The organism is Gammaproteobacteria bacterium, from assembly GCA_009845905.1.
In the GTDB taxonomy this organism is placed as follows: Bacteria; Pseudomonadota; Gammaproteobacteria; order Steroidobacterales; family Foliamicaceae; genus Foliamicus.
The window spans coordinates 472929-491427 of the sequence record VXYS01000009.1 but is presented as its reverse complement, the minus strand read 5'-3'; the positions used below and the strand labels follow the sequence as shown (position 1 = coordinate 491427).

At 55.1% G+C, this 18499-nt stretch carries 17 protein-coding genes; 12 read left to right on the top strand and 5 right to left on the bottom strand.

Going from position 1 to position 18499, the window contains the following annotated elements; translation table 11 throughout:
* The first annotated feature begins 43 nt into the window (after positions 1–43).
* Positions 44–1354 (top strand): MFS transporter, encoded by a 1311-nt coding sequence (locus tag F4036_09690; protein ID MYK38012.1) that lies wholly within the window; start codon positions 44–46, stop codon positions 1352–1354.
* Positions 1355–1372: 18 nt separating this feature from the next.
* The gene (locus F4036_09685) at positions 1373–1783 is read left to right on the top strand and encodes a hypothetical protein (GenBank protein MYK38011.1); all 411 of its coding nucleotides are present in this window, start codon (positions 1373–1375) and stop codon (positions 1781–1783) included.
* Positions 1784–1814: 31 nt separating this feature from the next.
* Here F4036_09685 and F4036_09680 read toward each other — a convergent pair whose 3' ends face one another.
* Positions 1815–3449, bottom strand: coding sequence for an arylsulfatase (locus tag F4036_09680; GenBank protein ID MYK38010.1), 1635 nt, complete (start codon positions 3447–3449; stop codon positions 1815–1817).
* 207 nt (positions 3450–3656) lie between these two features.
* On the opposite strand from F4036_09680, the gene F4036_09675 reads away from it, so the two are divergent.
* The 5 genes from F4036_09675 (at position 3657) to F4036_09655 (ending at position 9157) form a co-directional block, all read left to right on the top strand.
* The gene (locus tag F4036_09675; GenBank protein MYK38009.1) at positions 3657–4907 is read left to right on the top strand and encodes an aromatic ring-hydroxylating dioxygenase subunit alpha; all 1251 of its coding nucleotides are present in this window, start codon (positions 3657–3659) and stop codon (positions 4905–4907) included.
* Positions 4908–4933: 26 nt separating this feature from the next.
* On the top strand, positions 4934–5902 hold the full coding sequence (locus tag F4036_09670) for a TAXI family TRAP transporter solute-binding subunit (GenBank protein ID MYK38008.1): 969 nt from the start codon (positions 4934–4936) through the stop codon (positions 5900–5902).
* A gap of 82 nt (positions 5903–5984) precedes the next feature.
* On the top strand, positions 5985–7892 hold the full coding sequence (locus tag F4036_09665; protein ID MYK38007.1) for a TRAP transporter fused permease subunit: 1908 nt from the start codon (positions 5985–5987) through the stop codon (positions 7890–7892).
* 94 nt (positions 7893–7986) lie between these two features.
* Positions 7987–8913 carry a hypothetical protein gene (locus F4036_09660; GenBank protein MYK38006.1) on the top strand — a complete coding sequence of 309 codons (927 nt, stop codon included), beginning with the start codon at positions 7987–7989 and terminating at the stop codon, positions 8911–8913.
* A gap of 16 nt (positions 8914–8929) precedes the next feature.
* Positions 8930–9157: a DUF2798 domain-containing protein gene (locus F4036_09655; GenBank protein ID MYK38005.1), complete on the top strand. Its 228-nt coding sequence runs from the start codon at positions 8930–8932 to the stop codon at positions 9155–9157.
* Positions 9158–9243: 86 nt separating this feature from the next.
* Here F4036_09655 and F4036_09650 read toward each other — a convergent pair whose 3' ends face one another.
* The 3 genes from F4036_09650 to F4036_09640 all read right to left on the bottom strand — a co-directional run bounded on the left by F4036_09650 (position 9244) and on the right by F4036_09640 (position 12129).
* Complete coding sequence (locus tag F4036_09650) at positions 9244–10551, bottom strand: M20/M25/M40 family metallo-hydrolase (GenBank protein ID MYK38004.1); 1308 nt, start codon at positions 10549–10551, stop codon at positions 9244–9246.
* Positions 10552–10590: 39 nt separating this feature from the next.
* Positions 10591–11298 (bottom strand): hypothetical protein, encoded by a 708-nt coding sequence (locus F4036_09645; GenBank protein MYK38003.1) that lies wholly within the window; start codon positions 11296–11298, stop codon positions 10591–10593.
* A 99-nt stretch (positions 11299–11397) separates the two neighbouring features.
* Positions 11398–12129 (bottom strand): hypothetical protein, encoded by a 732-nt coding sequence (locus F4036_09640; protein ID MYK38002.1) that lies wholly within the window; start codon positions 12127–12129, stop codon positions 11398–11400.
* A 30-nt stretch (positions 12130–12159) separates the two neighbouring features.
* On the opposite strand from F4036_09640, the gene F4036_09635 reads away from it, so the two are divergent.
* The 5 genes from F4036_09635 to F4036_09615 all read left to right on the top strand — a co-directional run bounded on the left by F4036_09635 (position 12160) and on the right by F4036_09615 (position 17782).
* Positions 12160–14013 carry an FAD-dependent oxidoreductase gene (locus tag F4036_09635; protein ID MYK38001.1) on the top strand — a complete coding sequence of 618 codons (1854 nt, stop codon included), beginning with the start codon at positions 12160–12162 and terminating at the stop codon, positions 14011–14013.
* Positions 14014–14081: 68 nt separating this feature from the next.
* Positions 14082–14567 carry a DUF2165 domain-containing protein gene (locus F4036_09630; GenBank protein MYK38000.1) on the top strand — a complete coding sequence of 162 codons (486 nt, stop codon included), beginning with the start codon at positions 14082–14084 and terminating at the stop codon, positions 14565–14567.
* A 54-nt stretch (positions 14568–14621) separates the two neighbouring features.
* Positions 14622–15656, top strand: coding sequence for an amidohydrolase (locus F4036_09625; protein MYK37999.1), 1035 nt, complete (start codon positions 14622–14624; stop codon positions 15654–15656).
* A 9-nt stretch (positions 15657–15665) separates the two neighbouring features.
* Positions 15666–16673, top strand: a complete 1008-nt coding sequence (locus F4036_09620) for a protocatechuate 3,4-dioxygenase (protein ID MYK37998.1) — start codon at positions 15666–15668, stop codon at positions 16671–16673.
* Between the two features lie 29 nt (positions 16674–16702).
* The gene (locus tag F4036_09615; protein ID MYK37997.1) at positions 16703–17782 is read left to right on the top strand and encodes an alpha/beta hydrolase; all 1080 of its coding nucleotides are present in this window, start codon (positions 16703–16705) and stop codon (positions 17780–17782) included.
* 116 nt (positions 17783–17898) lie between these two features.
* Here F4036_09615 and F4036_09610 read toward each other — a convergent pair whose 3' ends face one another.
* Positions 17899–18366, bottom strand: coding sequence for a hypothetical protein (locus tag F4036_09610; protein MYK37996.1), 468 nt, complete (start codon positions 18364–18366; stop codon positions 17899–17901).
* Between the last annotated feature and the right edge of the window lie 133 nt (positions 18367–18499).

Genomic DNA, 18499 nt, shown 5'->3' with positions numbered 1-18499 from the left:
AGAGAATATTGGCGATCTGACCAGCTATAACGGGAATAAGAATATGGCGGCGTTACAAGAGCGAATAGAAACCCGCGAGATGACAGGGTTTCAGATCCTGACGATTGGGATCTGTACCTTCCTGAATATGCTTGATGGCTTTGACATACTCGTGATGTCTTTTACCGCCCCGGCAGTGGCAGCGGAATGGGGATTGTCGAACAGCGAGATCGGGCTCCTGTTGAGCGCGGGGCTATTCGGTATGGGGGTCGGCGCCTTCTTTGTGGGACCAATTGCGGACAAGGTGGGGCGAAAGCCGATCGTGATCCTGTCTCTTACCCTTATCACATTCGGCATGCTCGCTTCCTACTGGTCGCCATCACAAGATGCACTTGCGGTCTTTAGATTCATCACCGGCATTGGCGTCGGAGGCATGATTGCTAGCCTGAATACGCTGGTGTCTGAGTTTTCTTCCCGAAAACGCCGCAGTCTCGCCGTAACCATACTGCAAACCGGTAATCCGGTGGGCGCTACGATTGGCGGGTTGCTATCCGTTTACCTAATTGCCAACTTTGGTTGGCGCGAGACTTTTTTGTTGGGCGGGTTGATCTCGCTGGCGATGCTGCCAGTGGTCATTTTTGTGCTGCCTGAGTCAATAGACTTCCTGGCATCGAGCCGAAGAAAAAACGCTTTGGAGCGTATCAATAGCATCTTTGGCAAGCTGAAACTCGAACCCGCTACAACGTTGCCCCCGGTTGAGGCGACGGTAACTGACGGCGGCGGGTTTGCCAGCAACTACAGACAGCTAGTTACCGGTGAAAACCTGACCAAAACTGTTCTGATCTCACTGTCTTTCTTCCTGGTCATGTTCAGCTTCTACTACACGATGAGCTGGACGCCGAAGCTCTTGTCCGACGCGGGCTACGCCATGAGCGCGGCCATCTCTGGCTCAGTCCTGCTCAACATCGGCGGCGCGATCGGGGCATTGGTTCTTGGGTTCTATGCCGGTCGACTTGGACTGAAGCGAGGCGTCGGATTTTACATGGTTGCTACGGCGATCTTCATGGCTTTGTTCGGATTGTTCAGCGGCGAACTAGTGACCGCCTTCGTCATCGCGCTTGGCCTCGGGTTCTTTTTGTTCGGGTCAATAATCGGGCTCTACGCGGTGGCTCCGGAGATATTCGACGTGCAGCTGCGCGCAACCGGTATTGGTATCGCTATTGGGGTGGGCCGCATTGGTGCAGTGCTTGCTCCGATCCTCGCGGGGGTACTTCTCGATACGGGCATCCAACCGTCAATCATGTTCATGATCTTCGGTTTGCCGATGCTGGTTTGCTTTGCGGCGCAGCGAGCCATTAAGTATGAAGCGTCCTAGCCAGGCGCGGAGATCAAAATGAATTCTACTCAGGTGACCAACGAACCCAAATTCAGGAAGACGACGATTGCGCTGCGCATTGTTCTGGCGCTGTATGGCCTGGTCTCCGGCACCCTGATGCTCCTGGGCATGGCCAACAATTTGCCCAACGATGCGCCTGCGGAAGCGGTAACGTTTTTCCGCGCCATTCAAGAGACGAACTATCTGTTCCAGTTTATGGCCATCTTCAAGATAAGCTGCGCCATCTTGATATTGATACCGAGGACCGCAGCTCTCGGCGTCATTATGTTCTTGCCTTACACAGCGCACATGTTCTTGTGGACGGTATTTCTGCTGGACAATGTCCCCCCCGGCCTGTTCGTCTTGGCCGTCAATGGCTTCCTGATCTACAGTTATTCCGATCGCTACAAGCCGATGCTGGCGACCTAGGAGCTGCGACCACCCGGAAAACAGCAGCTGTTCACAGATCCTGCGGCAGCACGATCCCCAGATCTCTGCGCTTCACTTTCCAGAGTCCGACCAGCTCCTCGTACTTGGCTGGGTGTGATTTAGCGAGGTTGTTAGTCTCACCCGGGTCCGACGCTATGTTGAAAAGCTCGAAATCAGCCTCTTGGAACGGCGGCCCCAGATTCGAGATCTTCCAATCACCCTGCCGCAAGTAGGCGCGACCGAAGTGATACAGGGACGTTACGTATTCCTTCGAGTGGACGGTGTCTGTTTCTCCGGCAAGCAGTCTGGCAATGCTTTTGCCAAGCATTGACTGTACAGTGCCATCGTCCGGATAGTTCGCTTTCGCGAACTCGAGAAACGTCGGGGCAAGATCCATCACCGTTACGTAGGCGGAATTCACGGTGCCAACATTGGAAACGCCAGTCCCCGCGATGATCATAGGCGCAACGATCCCACCTTGGCGCGTAGAACCCTTATGCCGCATGAACGGTGCGGAGCCAGCTTCTGCCCAAGGCACGCCGTATGAAACAAACGAGACAGCTGTTCCCATCGTTTCATAGTCGTTATTGAAGTTTGCCCGGAGGTACTCAGTAGACGGGCCGAAATCGTAGAAGTCTTCAGCGGCAGCGCCATTATCTGACATGAATACAATCAACGTATTCTCGTAAAGCCCTTGCTCCTTAAGATAGCTCAGCAGTCGACCGATGTGATCGTCGAGGTTGTCTACCATAGCCGCATACAGTTCCATCTTGCGTGACTCGTGGCGTTGCTCGTCAGAACTGAGATTTTCCCAAGGCGTAACCGCTTCGTTGCGCGGTGGCAGTGACGACTCCAGCGGAATAATGCCGGCCGCTTTTAGGGCTGCAAAGTTCGTTGCGCGCAGGGCATCGTAGCCATCGTCGTAGCGACCCGCATATGAATCCAGGTACTCGTCGGGTACCTGCAGAGGCCAATGGGGCGAAGTGAAGGCCGCATAGGCAAAGAACGGGTTTCCGTCGTCCTTGTTCGAGTCAATAAACTCGATCAATCGGTCCGTATAGACTTCTGTCGAGTAACGACCGACCGGGTATTCAGAGAAATCCGAGTCCTCCCAATAGGTGGAGCCGCCCTCGAGATACCCGACATCGTCAAAGTGAGAGCCCGCACTTTCGAGCATACTGAATGAGCGTGTAAACCCAGCACTGTGCGGGCTCGTATCAGCGGTCAACCCCAAATCCCATTTGCCGACGGTGTAAGTGTGATAACCAGCATCGCGCAACAACCGGGGCAATGGGGCGATGCGGTCTGACAGACTTCCTTCATACCCCGGCACCGAGTGCCCGGCCAGGCTTCGCGCATTCTGGCGAGCCATACCGGCAACGTGATTATTGTTGCCGCTCAATAACATTGCCCGCGTTGGCGCGCAAGTTGGCGCTGTATGAAAATGGGTGAACAACCTACCCACGGCCGCGAGCCCGTCAATGTTAGGGGTCTGGATAGCGCTCCCGTGGACACCCAAGTCCGCATAGCCGAGGTCATCCGCCACGATCAATAGTATGTTTGGCCGTTCAACCGCGCTGGATGCGTGCGGCCCCTCGTTCCGGTCGCTGCAGCCGCTCAAGGCAATAGCTACCAGCAGGACTAATCCGTTGGGTGGCTTACGCACGTACGCTCCTGATATGACCGCTATGGTCAACACTCGTTAGTCTAAGTCCTCGCGAATCCGGAGACTATTCCGCCACTTTCGGCCGCGCCGAGCTTCAAGACTGAAAGAATAGTTAAAGTATAAAATAAATGCTATTATTGCAACTAAACTAGACTTCCAGCGGGTGCTTCTGGGAGGCTGTCACTGAGGCAGTTGAGGGGTAGAAACATGCTTACACGCGAAGAAAATGAACGGCTAACGCGGGTGGGCCCAGAAACACCCATGGGTAATCTGATGCGTCGGTACTGGATGCCGGCGCTGCTTTCTACTGAGCTGCCGGAACCCGATGGTCCCCCCGTGAGAGTCAGGCTGCTTGGGGAAGATCTGGTGGCCTTTCGGGCGACGAACGGTGACATCGGCCTGATTGACGAATACTGCCCGCATCGGCGCGCCTCATTGTGGCTTGGCCGAAATGAGGGCAACGGGCTACGCTGCGTTTATCACGGCTGGAAGTTCGATGTGAAGGGTCAGTGCATAGACCAAATGAACGAACCCAGATCGTTCGCGCATAAGATTCGCACAACGTCTTACCTCACCGTCGAATTTGGAGGAATCATCTGGACCTACATGGGCCCCCCAGAGCTTGTGCCCGCCGAGCCAAAGTTTGAGTGGACCCAAGCGCCGGAGGAACGGCGTTACGTGAGTAAGGTGCTTCAAGAGTCCAATTGGTTACAGGCTCTGGAGGGTGGGATTGACACCTCCCATTTCTCGATCTTGCATCGGGCTCTCAAGAAGAACCCATCCGAGGAAGGTATTCCTGTTGACTCTCCTGCCATCAAGAGCGCACCGAAGCTCGAGCTTGATAAAACGTCCTATGGCTACCGATATTTCGGAATCAGGCAGCAGGAGGGTAATGATCTTTACGTAAGGGCTTACCACTTCATCATGCCGTTTACACAATTGAGACCGCCTGGCCCGGGTAAGGACCATGTGCACGGGCATTTCTGGGTGCCGGTTGACGACCATCACTGCATGGTGTGGAACTTTTACCGCAGCTATGAGGGACCGATAGGAAGCGAAGCGGAAGCTGTCGATGGCGGAGGGGGCAACGATCCTGAGCACATTGACGCTGAAAACAACTTCTTATCGATTCGCAGAGCACACAACGACTGGCTGATTAATCGCAACGTACAGAGAACCGACACGTTCACCGGGATCAAAGGGATCAACCAACAGGACAGAGCCGTTCAGGAGAGTATGGGGCCGATCGTCGATCGAACCAAGGAGCACCTGGGCCCAGCCGACAAGGCAATTTCTATCGCTCGGCGTTTACTCTTGGCTGCCACTGACGCAGTCGAGCGCGGCGAAGAGCCGCCCGGGCTCCAGCCAGAGTATTGGGACCTACGGCCAGCCGAATCGACTTTTTCTGCGGCAGAGGAATGGAAGGAAAAGATAGTCCCGATGATGCAGGTTGACTAACTTCGATGGGCCGCCGAGGTTAGCGAATGTCTCTTCCTAGATCAGGCACTGCTTCATTACTCATCGCCCTTCTTGCTGTCGCAGGAGCTGAGGCACAGGTACTGGGCATTGGAATAACCAAGGGCGGAGCAAATCCCGCAATAGGTTCCACTATCGCTTCCATTGTCTCCAGACACACAGACATGCGAATGAGAACGCAGGCCTTTTCCAGCGGCACCCGATACGCGCCACTCATGGATATCGGAGAAGTTGAGTTCGGAGTTGGCAACCTGTCGCAATTCGCACTTTTGATGCAGGGAAAGTTCACCCCGAATGACAGGCCAAAGCCCAATATGCGGTTGGTGGCAAGTTTGATGCCCTTTCGCGGAGGTTTTCTTGTAAAGGAGAGTTCCGATATCAGAAGCTTTGCGGATCTCAAGGGGCGCAGGGTTGCTGCAGGCTTTCCCGGTCAACCGCTGGCATCGGGGGTGCACAGGGCGTTCCTCGCCAATGGAGGATTGACTTACGAAGACGTTGTTCCCGTTCCGTCCACGACCATGCGGAGCCATTGGGAGCTGTTCAAGGAGGGCAGAATAGACGGAGTAATGGTCGTTGTCGGTTCTGGGGTGGTGAAGGAGATTCGGGCAACCCTGGGCGAAGAGCTGCGCTATCTGTCCATGGACAATAGCGCGGAGAGTTTGGTAAAGCTGAGAGACACCTTGCCCGGCGCGTACTTCGTCACCATTGGCCCAAACCCGAATCTGGACGGTGCCGCGAAGCAATTCGCAACCCTGGCTTATGACTACGGCTTGTGGTCCGGAGCGGATGTTCTCGATGACACGGTCTACCGTGTTGTGAAGGCTCTGCACCAAAATTCAGACGAGTTTCGATCGGTAGGCCCGTTGATGCGGCTCTACGATGCGGAGGGAATCTCCAGGCCTCAGGTCGTCCCTTATCACCCTGGTGCGCTGAGTTACTTCAAAGAAGCAGGGCTGCCGCTAGTCCGAATTAACTGACCGGGATCGGCTTCGCGCAGGCCCCCGAACCTTTCGTCAATGAAGCGCAACCAATTGGGTCGGAGGGCTCGCGCCACTCAAGATGGTCATGAAGAGCGAAACACAATCTAAGGTCGACCGGTTTGCCGGTGTGGTGATTGTGCTCACCGCCGTCGCACTTGCCTTCGACCTATTTGGTCGTGTCGGCCTCGTCGTTTTTCCCGAGCAGCTACTGATAGTCGTTCTCGGGGTGAGCCTGTGGTTGGTTTTCACGAAAATCTCTGCGCGCGGTCAAAGGGCGCACTCTCTTCGCTGGTATGACCTGTCGGCTGCGCTGTGCTCGGTGATCGTTTGCGTGTATGCGGCGATCAGGTACCCGGTAATTTCCACAGACTTTTTTTACCTGCCGACTGAAACAACGGTGATCGGAGCCGTACTGATCCCCCTCGCATTAGAGGCTCTAAGACGATCCGCAGGAACCCTGCTGTTTAGCCTTACCTTGGTCTTTGTGGTCTACGGACTAGTCGCGCACTGGGTCCCAGGCCCGCTGGCGGGCAAATCCAAAGACCTATCCAGCCTCTTGGGATTTCTTGCTTTGGACAGCGTGGGCATTCCGGGCATGGCGCTTACGGTGGTAGTGAAGATTGTCGTGATTTTCATACTGATGGGCCAACTATTGTCCGTCACTGGGGGCTCCCAGTGGTTTACCGACATTGCGAACGCGGTCATGGGCAGGTTTCGCGGCGGATCTGCGAAGACTGCCGCAGCTGCTTCCGGTATATTCGGCAGTATTTCAGGAAGCGCGGTGGCGAATGTGGCGGCCACCGGCGTCATTACGATTCCGCTAATGAAGAGATCCGGGTTCAGACCGGCGATGGCAGGTGGAATCGAGGCCGTGGTTTCTACTGGGGGGCAGTTTGCACCACCGGTGATGGGGGCGGCTGGATTCCTGATGGCGGAGTTCCTCGAGGTGCCCTATCAGGACGTGTTTCTGGCAGCGATCATCCCCGCGGTATTGTGCTATCTGGCAATTTTCGTCCAGATCGATCTGGAAGCAGCAAAGTCAAAAATTCTGGGGCTGGAATCGAGCGAACTGTTGCCCGCTGGAGAGGTCTTCCGACAGGGGTGGCATTTTATTCTTCCGTTCGTTGTCTTGCTGCTGTGGCTTTTTATGTTGAATCGACGCGCTGAGGAGGCGGCGCTTGCCGCTTGCGTAGCAGTGTCAATAGTTGGACTTGTCCGGGGTTACAAGGGAAGCAGGGTTCGCTTGGCAGACATCGGCCGAACTTTGGGCAGAGCTGGTGTGGCAAGTGCCGACATCATAATGATCGGTGCAATGGCAGGAATTATTCTCGGCGTTGTCGAAGGAAGCGGTTTGGGATTTGGGATCACTTTCTCTCTGCTACAGCTTGGTGACAACAGTACGTTTCTACTTCTTCTTATGACCGGAGTGGTTTGCATCGTCCTGGGAATGGGAATGCCGACGACCGGGATATATCTGCTTCTGGCTGCACTCGCGGTTCCTGCTCTCATCAACGCAGGGGTATCACCCAAAGCCGCACACTTCTTCGTTCTATACTGCGGCTGTATGTCTATGATCACTCCGCCGCTCGCCGTTGCAGCGTTTACTGCCGCTTCGATAGCCGACGCCAAGCCGATTCAAACATCGTTGGCCGCTTGCAAGTTAGGCTGGGTCGCATTCGTGATTCCATTCTTATTCGTTTACTCACCGGAGCTGCTGTTTGAGGGCGACATTGGTAATGTAGTGCTGGTATTTCTGTCGGCAATTCTTGGCGTCTGGGTAGTTTGCCTCGCGTTAGCCAAATACTGCTTTGGTTCGATTTCTACTGCTCTGAGCGCGCTCTTGCTGTGTAGCGGTCTAGCGCTGCTGCTTCCATACTCACTGGTTCCTTCCGCACCCTATGTGAATATGGCGGGCTTCGTGCTGGCGTCATTTGTGTGTGTTTATTCTTATCTTAGATCAAGATCTAAGGAGCGCAGCTATGCGTAACCCATCGCTTCTTTCTTGTGTCGTTCTCCTGGCGCTGGCCTCGGCTGCGTCTGCCCACCATTCAAAGACCGCTCACTACGATACGAGCAGAACGGTGGCGATTACTGGCAAGGTCGTGCAATGGCGGTTTCGAAGCCCCCACGCCGCCCTCATTCTTGAGGTAACGGCCGAAGATGGTTCGACTGAGCGATGGTTGGTTGAGGGCAGCGCGGTGCCGACGCTGAAACGGCAAGGGCTCGACCGGACGACTTTTGCGCGCGGCGACATCGTTGACGTGCGGGCCGAGCCTAGCCGGGACCCCGAAAAGCGCGTGGTGTTCGGGCTCACATACAGGAAGGCGGACGGCACGGTCCTGGGTGAGCGCCGGGAAGTTGACGAAGCGGCTGAGCTGGACGCCCACATTCAGGGCGTACAGAGATTGGCGGGTCGCTGGGAAGGTTTGGGTTTTGGCGAAAGGTTCCCGATGTCGTTGAGCGCCGCGGGCCAGGAAGCGAGAGACAACTATGACGATGCACGCTCTCCAGCGAACACCTGTGAGCCTGTCAACCTGCCGACGATTCTACATGTGCCCAACTTTCTGTTTGATATTCGCATAAACGACGATGAAGTGATTCTCTATCATGAGATCTACCAGGTGGTCCGCAAGGTTCCGCTGGGCTCAGAGGCGCAGCAGGCGGAGCCGACGGGGGCATTCGGGTCCGTCCGTGGCCGGACCGATGGGGACGTGCTTGTGGTTGAAAGCAGCGAGTATCCTGCATCGCTGTGGGGGCTTGGTATTGCGGCCATTAAGGGAAGCGACATTCCTGCCAGTGACCAGAAGCGCGTTACGGAGCGCTATATCTCGCGGGACGATGGTCAGACGCTTCGAGTTGAGTATACGGTCGAAGACCCCGTTTACCTTTCAGAGCCGTACCAGGGATACCGAGACTTCGGCCGCATTTCCGACGATACGCCGATGCACCCGTACGGATGCGACACTGAAAGTGCTTCGCGCTTCACGGAGTCGCTAAAGCAGGAGTAGTGCGTTAGTGAGGACAGTGAGTCAGAAGGTCTACGGCATTATCTTTGGCTTTTCAGTCAGCGTGGTCATGTCAACTGCCATGTCTTTTGTGCTAGTGATCCTGAATGTCGGTTTTGTTGAGGACTTTATGGTCGTTTGGATCAAGAGCGCCGGGCTCGGTTTTCTCGTCGCCTTTCCTGTTGCCTCTATCTCGATCCCTCTAATTCAGCGATTACTGACAAAGCATCTAACCGTAGCGGCCTAAAGCTCCACAGAGTGCGCGCAGCCCGACTGACCCAATCAGGCGGCGCTGCGCAGCCATTAAGTGCTGAAGCTAGAGATCAGTGTCTTCTAATTGGAAACGCCCGCCAGCCCAAGCACTGTTGCCAGCACAATGCCGTTCGCCTCGAGCGTTAGTTCTGGATCAACGTCCGTCCATGCCTCAAGCGATCGCCCGCTGTATACGTGACCTGGGCCAATCGCAATTGCCGGAATGCCCAAACTCATCGGCACATTTGCATCGGAAGGCGCGGTTCTGGCTACGGGTTCGAGCCCAAACGCCTCCGCGGAGGCTGCTGCGATTTGATAAATGCGCGAGCTGGTCGCCGTAGATCCGGCGGGACGATCAACTACCAGCTCCGTATTTACCTCGACCGAGGATTCCGTTTGGGACGCCCTTGCGTTTTCGGCCGCTACAGCTTCGTCGAGCGCCGCCAGGAACGCTCTATTGAGTCGAGCTAGCTCCTCGCCGGACTCGGAGCGCATGTCCACGTCCATGGTCACTTCGACGGGAATCGAAGTCGCGGAGCTACCGCCGGATACGATGCCGACGTTGTGGGTGGTCTTCGGGCTGCCGGGAACGGGGATGGCCGCAACGCGGGAGATCGCTTCTGCCATGGCGTTAGCCGGATTCGCGCGACCAAAATGCCTGAAGCTGTGGCCACCCTGTCCCTTAAAGGCGACTCGGTATCTAAGTTGCCCAATACCAGCGTTGGTAATCGGCCATTGTCCGGGAGCGCCCGCCGGCCCACAGATCGTGACAAACTGTTTGATCTTGTCGCGGTAGGACCCCTTCAGCAGCAGATGCTTCGAGCCTCTCAGATTCCCCAAGCCCTCCTCTCCAACATTCCCAACAAACAGAATATCGCTCTCCGTATCGATGTCCGCATGGTCGAGAGCGCGGATGATTGTCAAAATCACGGCCAAACCACGCGCAGGGTCACCGACGCCCGGAGCAAACAGCTTGTTGCCTTCTCGTCTGACCTTTGCAGCAGTGCCTTTCGGGAAAAAAGAGTCCAGGTGCGCGAGGACAGCAACCACGGAACCGTTGCCAGAACCGCGACGGACACCCATCGCGTTACCTTCCGCACCAATTCTTACGTCCTCAAGCCCATGGGACTGGAGCAGATCGCGGTATGCCTTGGCGCGCGGACCCTCGCCGAATGAGGGCGCCGGGATTTCATTGATGTAGATAATGTCTTCTACAAAGCGTTCATGGTCCGCACGAAGGTAGGCTACCGCCTCTTCAAACTTATCTGACGAAACGATTGACTCGATAGTAGTGTCAGGAGATTGCGCGACCGCCGAGCCAACTGAGAACGCGGCCAGCAAAGCAATCCAAGAAGCCACTCTTCGGGGGGCGCGTGGACATTGATACATTGTCTTTACCGAGAGTTCGGAAGTCTGGCTGGTGTTGAGTCAGTCTGCCGTGTAGCTCAGATCTTCGCGAAACGAATACAGGTAGTATTCCTCGCCCACAACCATTGCAGCGCCCCTGTTAAGCATGCTTTGGTCCAGGCCTAGCCTCTTGCCTGGCCAGCTGTCCATGAAAGTGAGGTGAATCCAGGTCCCTGGGCCCCAGCCCACCACGGCTCGAAGTGTTCGGGCGTCGTCTACGCCGGCATCCCTGTACGCCGGGGATAGCTCGCCCGCCAACCACTGGCCATAACTATTGCTTTGGTCCGCAGCAGCGGTGAATCGCCGAGCAAGCATGAACGGCTCGGCTGGATGCGACCAGCTGTTCGTTGGCGGACCCGTGTAGTTTATGGCTGTAATGAGAGACTGGCTGGCAACCGTTTTCTGAAGGTCTTCAAGCCAATAGGTGTTGGCCCGTTCGCTCGCTGGGGTGCCCACCGGGGTATGCGGAGTCACAATAAGATAGACACCCAATGGACCTCGCAATCGTTGAAACACATGAAAGAATGCCATTCCCTGCTCTTGGACGACATCGCGTCTTTTACGAAGTAGAGGCGCCCATTCAGTTTGCTGATCACTCGCGACGGTGACGAACCTCAGGTCGACGTATTCCGGGCTTCCATCTTGAGCTTGCAGGGTCGGAGTAATAAGGAGGATCGCAAGTGCGACTATTCGTCTCAATCTCAATCTGGTCATTGCCGCTACGGTCATAGACGCTTCTCCAGTTTCATATCGTGACGCAGCCCACTTACCCGACTGATGGACTCGCTCCAGGCCAACGCGGATTACGCGGCGCACAGGGTTGGTCACTCATTCGTATCTGTTCGGTTGTTGGGAGGTACTCTGATTGTCGGCCCTGCCTTCTAAATCAACAATCGTGCGCACTATGGCCTTAAGGCCGTTGTCCTCCCAGAACATAGTGGATGAGGCCCCCTCGATCACCTGGCCAGGCTTGCCGAAGACAATGACATCGGCCCTCTCCTGGCCTGGAGGGTGGACAGCGCCGTAGATGTATCTGCACTCGTTGGGTCCCCCTTTAGCCTGGCAGCCGGGGTCGACCACGGTTGTGAGCTGCTTATCCAAATACTCATCGATGACCGGTCCATGGCTGCGCATTACCAGATGGATATTGGCACCCGTAACGTTCAGTAGCCCTTTACCGAACGGCTTCAGTAGCCCGTCACTGAAGGGTGCCGGCCCGGAATCACCAAGGTCAGCGTCTGTGGGGTAGAGGGAAGAGACCAGCATCACCTTTCCTTCCTCATCGGTCACCTGGCCAGTGCCGTACACCACTGAAGCTTTGACTTTCTTATCATCCGCGAGCCCCGGCTCATCTGCGAGGTCGTTTGCGCCACATGAGCCATCCGAGCAGTTTTCCGGGTAGTTGAAAATAACCCACCACAGGGTCATGACCACCGGTTCGCCGTCGCTTTCCTCCGCTGCGACTGATCTGGGAGAGCCCATACCGATGGCCAGGCACACTAGGGTTGTCGGCACCAACACCCATTTGAGCCCAAGGGTCTTGAACATCTCGTCCACCATCCAGATTCATTTTAAGTATAAAGTAATTTGATGTATAATTCCTCCAGGGCGCTTGGAAGGTGGGAGAAACGTAAACAACGGTCCTGCAGGTGGTCACCCAAGTGGAGTTGGGCTCCCAGATATTGCGGTGAGTCCCGACAAGATTCCGCAGGTGAGTCAAAAGCGCGGCGGGATTCCAAGCATTCTTCGCGGGGACTGCAGCCTGTGAAAGACAGCCTTGCTTGCATTCACCGAGTTATGAAAAGGACGACTGTGAAGCAACTTCTACCTCAATTGACCCTAGCGTCGGTACTGGCGTTGTCCCTCACTGCCAGCGGCGAGGGGCAGCAGTTTGAGGCAGGCTGGGTCAGCGATGCCGCAGCGCTTGCCACACCTATAGAGAAACCCACTCCAGAAGATCTGGAGATGACAACAGATGTCGTCATAGTAGGCGGTGGTGGTTCAGGTATGTCGGCAGCAGTGGCGGCAGTCGAGGCCGGCGCCAGCGTCATAGTAGTCGAGAAAGGCGGCTCTACAGGCGGTCATACTGCAATATCCGGTGGGGCATTCAATTCTTCTACCCCTGAAGAGAAAACGCACTATCACTTCGACGAGCGTCAAATTGGGGTGGAGTCTTTGATTACCGATGCTTTGAGCGAAACGCCAGTTAGCGCTGAGCATAAAGCCCTGCAGGATGAAGTCAGGGCAGAGTATGAGGCTTACCTGCAAACAGATCACACGATGTTTGACAGTCCCGCATGGCATGCGCTGCAAACCTGGAATGGCGGAGATAAGTTAGGCTCGATACCCCATATTAGACAGATGACAGAATTCAGCTACGACACCGTCAAGTGGCTGGAGAACATGGGCGTCGAATTTCATGATGGGGTGACGTCAGGTCCCGGCGCCATGTATGCGAGAGCCCATCGGCCTGTTCGAGCAAGAGGATCCGCCTATCTACTAGCTTTCGAAAACTTCCTTGAAGACAAGGACGCCACCGTTTTACTGGAGACCACAGGCAAGAGCCTGATTATGGATGGCGATCGAGTCGTAGGCGTCAATGCTCTGGGTAAAAACGGCAACAAAGTGACGTTATACGCCAATAAGAACGTCATCCTTGCAACGGGCGGTTTCGCCGGCAATGTAGAGCTACGCCAACAATACGGCGAAGGCGGGCAGTGGTCTGACCTCGGCCCCACCTTGATAACTACCAACCTAGCCACTATCACCGGCGACGGTCTCTTTATGGCGCGTGATGCCGGAGCGACTCTGGTCAACATGGGGCAGATCCAGCTTGCTCACATTGTTGACCCTGTTTCCGGGTATACCGGCGGCTACCTTCCTGGAACTACCCTTTCCGTTTTTGTAAACAGGGAAGGGCAACGTTTTACCAGGGAGGACGGACGTAGGGATCGGATGGCTGCAGCGATATTGGAACAGACTGGTGGATCTATATTCGTTGTCTCGTCCTCTGACGTAACGGGTGCTATAGAAAAGGACGAGCTACCAACTTTCAGGCCGGTGCCCTATGTCGCAGACACCTTGGAGGCGTTGGCGGAAATGATTGGTGTGCCTGCGAGGGCTTTGACAGAGACCGTCGAGAACTACAATGCACACGCACTCGCCCAAACTCCAGATGAATTTGGGCGTGTGGTTTATACCGCGCCTCTCGAAAACCCACCCTTCTATGCTCAGGAGAGAGCACCGGCTGCCCATCACACTATGGGCGGCGTAAACATCAATTTGGAAGGCCAGGTTTTGAAAGCCGACGGCACGCCACTTGAAGGACTCTACGCGGTAGGCGAGATTACCGGCGTCATTCACGGAACAAACCGTCTAGGGGGAAATGCCATACTAGATGTTCTCGTAAACGGCAGAATATTCGGCACCAATGCCGCCAGGTGATGCGCCTGATTTCTTCGGGCCATTTCGTGAGCGAGCATGGAGATTGATCGAGCCTTCTGGGAGGAGTGATGGTTCGCTACGTAAAAATATTCCTTGTGTTCTCTATCGGTCTCTTTGGCGTGGCCGGAGCAATAAGCAACTTCCTGGAGATTCCCGCCATTTATGGATCAGTAGAGAATGTGGCCAGCATGGCGCAAGTACCAGAGCCATTGCGTCAGCCGTGGCAGACAACAAATCCAGTCGTTGTATGGGCCGGAGTGTTGCTCATCATTCTGGGGAAGATCGTCGCGGCGCTTGGTGGATGCGTTGGCGGCGCGATAATGTTGAAGCATGTCAACGCATCCAAAGAGGAGTTCGCAAGGGCGAAACGGTGGGCCGTCGCGGGTTGTGGCCTAACCTTCGGGCTTCTGATACTCAGTTTTACGGTTATTGCCGAAGGGGGCTATTTCATGTACTACAGCCCGAGCTTGGAAGGAGCCGCCGCCTTTGCCTTCAGGCTCGCTGGATCTTTCGGACTGATTACGATATTTCTTGCTCTCCCGGAATCTGAATAGCGCGAAATGACCTCATCACCCCCCTTTTGAGATCAATCGAATGAGAGAAAAACAATGATTATTGACTGCCACGCACATGTAAGCGCGCCCGCGGAACTATGGGCCTATAAAGCGCTGATAACTTCGCATCGAGGGGCGCATGGTCGGGGGGGAGTGTCGGTCACTGATGATGAGATCAGAGAATCAGTCGAGAAGGAAAAGTTCCACAAGTCAGATCATAGCCACATGGACTATATCGACTTGGTGAAGACCGATATGCAGTTGCTATCTCCCCGACCTTTTCAGATGATGCACAGTGAAAAACCATCGAAGTTGGTGCAGTGGTTTGTCGAAGAAAACAACAACATGATTTATCGTCAAACCCAGATGTACGATCGGTTCATAGGCGTAGCAGGTCTACCCCAGGCGGCAGGTGAGCCGTTGGACATGGCAATTGCCGAGCTTGAAAGAGCTGTCAATGAACTGGGTTTCAAAGGTTGTTTGCTAAATCCGGATCCGTACGAGAATTCGGGTGTCGAACCGCCGGCGTTAGGGGATAGGTACTGGTACCCGTTATATGAAAAACTCTGTGAACTGGACGTTCCCGCCCATATTCACGGCACCGGGTCCAAATCGGAGCGGGAGCCGTACAGCTTAAGATTCATTAACGAAGAAACCACAGCGGTATACGGTTTGCTTCACTCCGATGTTTTTGTCGACTTCCCTGATCTCAAGATAATAGTGTCTCATGGCGGCGGTGCGATTCCCTTTCAGTTAGGTCGATTCAGTGCGCCTTCAATGTACGGGCCGCGATCAGAGTGGTTTTCTGAGCGAATCAAGAAGCTCTACTTCGATACGGTTCTCTACACACCCGAAGCTGTTGAATTCTTGCTTAAGGTGATCGGTCCCGAGCAGAGTTTATTTGGCGCTGAGTGCCCTGGAGTAGGGTCGACAAAGCATCCGGATTTCGGGCACAACATGGATGATGTCGCTAGATACGTTAAGGACATTGATTGGCTCACAGAGCAAGAGAAAGAGGACGTTCTGTATAAGAACACGGTCAAACTGTTCAAGCTGGATCCAGCTAAATTGACCGCAAAGTTTAGCTAGGAGAAAGCGATGGCTAAGATTGTCCTGGGAATAGGCACGTCTCATGGGCCCATGATGCTGATGGAGCCGGAGTACTGGAATGAGAGGGTAGAGTTCGACAAGACTCAAACTCACTCATATCAGGGGGCTTCCCATTCTTTCGGCGAATTGGTGAAACTCAGGCGCGACGAGGGCCTCGCCGAGCAGATCACCCTGGACGTGCAGAACGAGAGGCTTCAGGCTTGCCACAGAGCCGTTGATCGCTTGGTGGAGACATTCAATAGGGTGCAGCCCGACGTGGCAGTCATCGTTGGTAACGATCAAATGGAGGCCTTTACGAAAGAGAACATGCCTTGTCTTGCTGTCTACTCCGGCGAGGAGATCGTGAACATACCTGCAAGTCCTGAACAGCTAGCCAAGATGCCGCCCGGGATTCCGAAGGCGGCTCCGGGCTACTGGGGCAGTGAACGCGCGCAGTGGTCGGGTCAGGCCGATCTCGGCCAGCACATTATCGCGCGAATGATGATTGACGGGTTCGATGTAACTGAACTGTCGACGATGCCCCAGTCGTGTGATTGGATGAGCGGAGTCCCGCACGCGTTTGGCTACGTTTATCAGAAGATCATGCAAAAGAACGTGATTCCGAACGTCCCGGTTTTTGTCAATACGTTCTATCCGCCCAATACGCCTACAGCGCAACGTGTCTATGAATTTGGACTCGCGTTACGGCGCGCTATCGAGAGTTGGGAAAGCGATTCACGGGTCGCGATCATTGCCTCCGGGGGGCTCTCGCACTTCGTGGTTGATGAAAAGTTCGATCGCGCGATTTTGGAAGCGATGGAAAACAATAGTCGGGAGGATCTCCTGCAATGGCCGGAGACGTTTTATCAATCGGGGACCTCGGAAGTGAAGAATTGGATTCCGGTGGCCGCGGCTGCGGGAGATGCAGGACTAACGATGAGCCTTATCGACTATGTGCCTTGCTATCGGTCGCTTGCGGGGACCGGTAACGCGATGGCTTTCACGGTTTGGGAGTAAGCCTGATTTGCACTAGGAAAAACCGTCGCGTGACCCTTGTCGGGACCCTGTTAACAGTCGCTGTTCTGGGCGCACCCCTATCGTCGGCTTCCGATAGCGGCCAGAAGCAGCCAATCATTCTGGAAGATCAGGGCAGCTTCGCGGTCGGAGGAACCGTTATCGAGACTCCTGGCGAGTTCCAGCCCACGGGATTCCCCGCGCCCCCAGGAGGGCAAACGCTCCATGGAGATCATGCCTACGTTCAATACCAGATTCCCATTCGGGCTCGAGAGTACCCGCTCGTGATGTGGCATGGTGGGGGGCAGTCTGGCAAGACGTGGGAATCCACAGCTGACGGACGGGATGGCTTCAAGAACATCTTTGTGCGTCGCGGCTTTTCTACCTACATTATCGATCAGCCGCGGCGTGGCCGAGCCGGAACGAGCACCGAAATGGTAACGATTCCGCCCATGACTCAGGATCAATTCTTCTTCAACCTCTACCGCCTGGGCGAGTGGCCAGACTACTTCCCCGGTGTTCAGTTTCCTCAGGACAAAGAGTCGCTCAATCAGTACTACCGCCAGATGACGCCGGACGATATGCGCACGGAAGACCCGAATAGAGATGCGACGGTTGTTGCAGAGTTGCTTGAGAGAATTGGTGAGGCAACTCTCATTACGCATTCAGCTTCCGGCGGACGAGGTTGGCTCACCCGGCTTGAGAGCGACAAGGTGAAGGGCATCGTGAACTACGAGGGGGTGCAATACGTATTCCCTGAAGGAGAGGCCCCGCCTCCGGCAGTGGTCCCCCCAATTGAAGTACCGCTTGCGGAGTTCAAGAAGCTCACAACAATCCCGATCCAAATCATTTTTGGCGACAATATCCCACAGGGAACTGACCCCGCCTCCAGCGCCCCACTGGAGGCGTGGCGGCAGATCTTCATTACCGCCAAGCTGTTTGTAGACACAGTGAATGCGCATGGCGGAACAGCCGAGCTTTTGTATCTTCCCGATATCGGAGTCACGGGCAACACCCACTTTCCTTTCTCCGATCTCAACAACGAGAAGATCGCTGACTTGCTGTCCGGATACCTGGCGGAGAAGGGATTGGACCGCATGGGCAGTCACTAACCTTCTGATCTTCCCCCCATAAACCGGACCATTCGGGCTGAGGATTTTCCCATTATCCTGAACCGAGGGAGGTCCTCAGATGAAGCGCAAGCGATTCACCGAAGAGCAGATCATTGCTAACCGCAAGTTGGCCGTGTGTCGCCGTCATGACGATAGTAAGAGATGATTTTCCAGGAGCCTTCGCTCCGCTGCAGCACGTATAGCATCGTCGTCATTGTTTCGAAGGACTCGGGGCCCTTCTTGAAAACACTGGCGTATTGCGTATCGAGCAGGACCAGGTCTTCGGTGAGCACGCAGGATTCTACGTTCTCGAATCGAAACTCCACCCAACCTTGAGCGCTGATTCCCTTGTGGAAGCCGGTGAGCTGTTGGAGCGCGTCTTCCGGCGTTGCCAGAACGTTGTGCTCTGTTCCCAAGCCTTGGTGCAAGGGCGTGGAGTAAATCTCATTGGCTACGCGCTGAAGATCACCGCTGTTGAACGCATCAAAGTAGTTGTCGAGCGTTGCTCTCGCACCCTTGACGCTATCGTCCGCTGCAACGGTCGATGCCAAAGCTGTCATCAACACTAGAATCATCGTCCTCATTCTTTCTCTCCCCGTTATCAGTAGGTTTCGGTACCGGTTCTGGTGCCGTTCAGGATGCGCCAACGCAAAAATTCTAACCGCTGCGCTCGGATTGTTGCAAATAGTTTATGCTTAAAACAAATGCTTCCTTGCC

What these genes read in the sequence shown, in the direction of transcription:
- F4036_09690 (MYK38012.1), top strand. Translation starts at nt 44, where the DNA reads ATGGCGGCGTTACAAGAGCGAATAGAAACCCGCGAGATGACAGGGTTT.
- F4036_09685 (MYK38011.1), top strand. Translation starts at nt 1,373, where the DNA reads ATGAATTCTACTCAGGTGACCAACGAACCCAAATTCAGGAAGACGACG.
- F4036_09675 (MYK38009.1), top strand. Translation starts at nt 3,657, where the DNA reads ATGCTTACACGCGAAGAAAATGAACGGCTAACGCGGGTGGGCCCAGAA.
- F4036_09670 (MYK38008.1), top strand. Translation starts at nt 4,934, where the DNA reads ATGTCTCTTCCTAGATCAGGCACTGCTTCATTACTCATCGCCCTTCTT.
- F4036_09665 (MYK38007.1), top strand. Translation starts at nt 5,985, where the DNA reads ATGGTCATGAAGAGCGAAACACAATCTAAGGTCGACCGGTTTGCCGGT.
- F4036_09650 (MYK38004.1), bottom strand. Translation starts at nt 10,551, where the DNA reads ATGTATCAATGTCCACGCGCCCCCCGAAGAGTGGCTTCTTGGATTGCT.
- F4036_09645 (MYK38003.1), bottom strand. Translation starts at nt 11,298, where the DNA reads ATGACCGTAGCGGCAATGACCAGATTGAGATTGAGACGAATAGTCGCA.
- F4036_09640 (MYK38002.1), bottom strand. Translation starts at nt 12,129, where the DNA reads ATGGTGGACGAGATGTTCAAGACCCTTGGGCTCAAATGGGTGTTGGTG.
- F4036_09635 (MYK38001.1), top strand. Translation starts at nt 12,160, where the DNA reads ATGTATAATTCCTCCAGGGCGCTTGGAAGGTGGGAGAAACGTAAACAA.
- F4036_09630 (MYK38000.1), top strand. Translation starts at nt 14,082, where the DNA reads ATGGTTCGCTACGTAAAAATATTCCTTGTGTTCTCTATCGGTCTCTTT.
- F4036_09625 (MYK37999.1), top strand. Translation starts at nt 14,622, where the DNA reads ATGATTATTGACTGCCACGCACATGTAAGCGCGCCCGCGGAACTATGG.
- F4036_09620 (MYK37998.1), top strand. Translation starts at nt 15,666, where the DNA reads ATGGCTAAGATTGTCCTGGGAATAGGCACGTCTCATGGGCCCATGATG.
- F4036_09610 (MYK37996.1), bottom strand. Translation starts at nt 18,366, where the DNA reads ATGAGGACGATGATTCTAGTGTTGATGACAGCTTTGGCATCGACCGTT.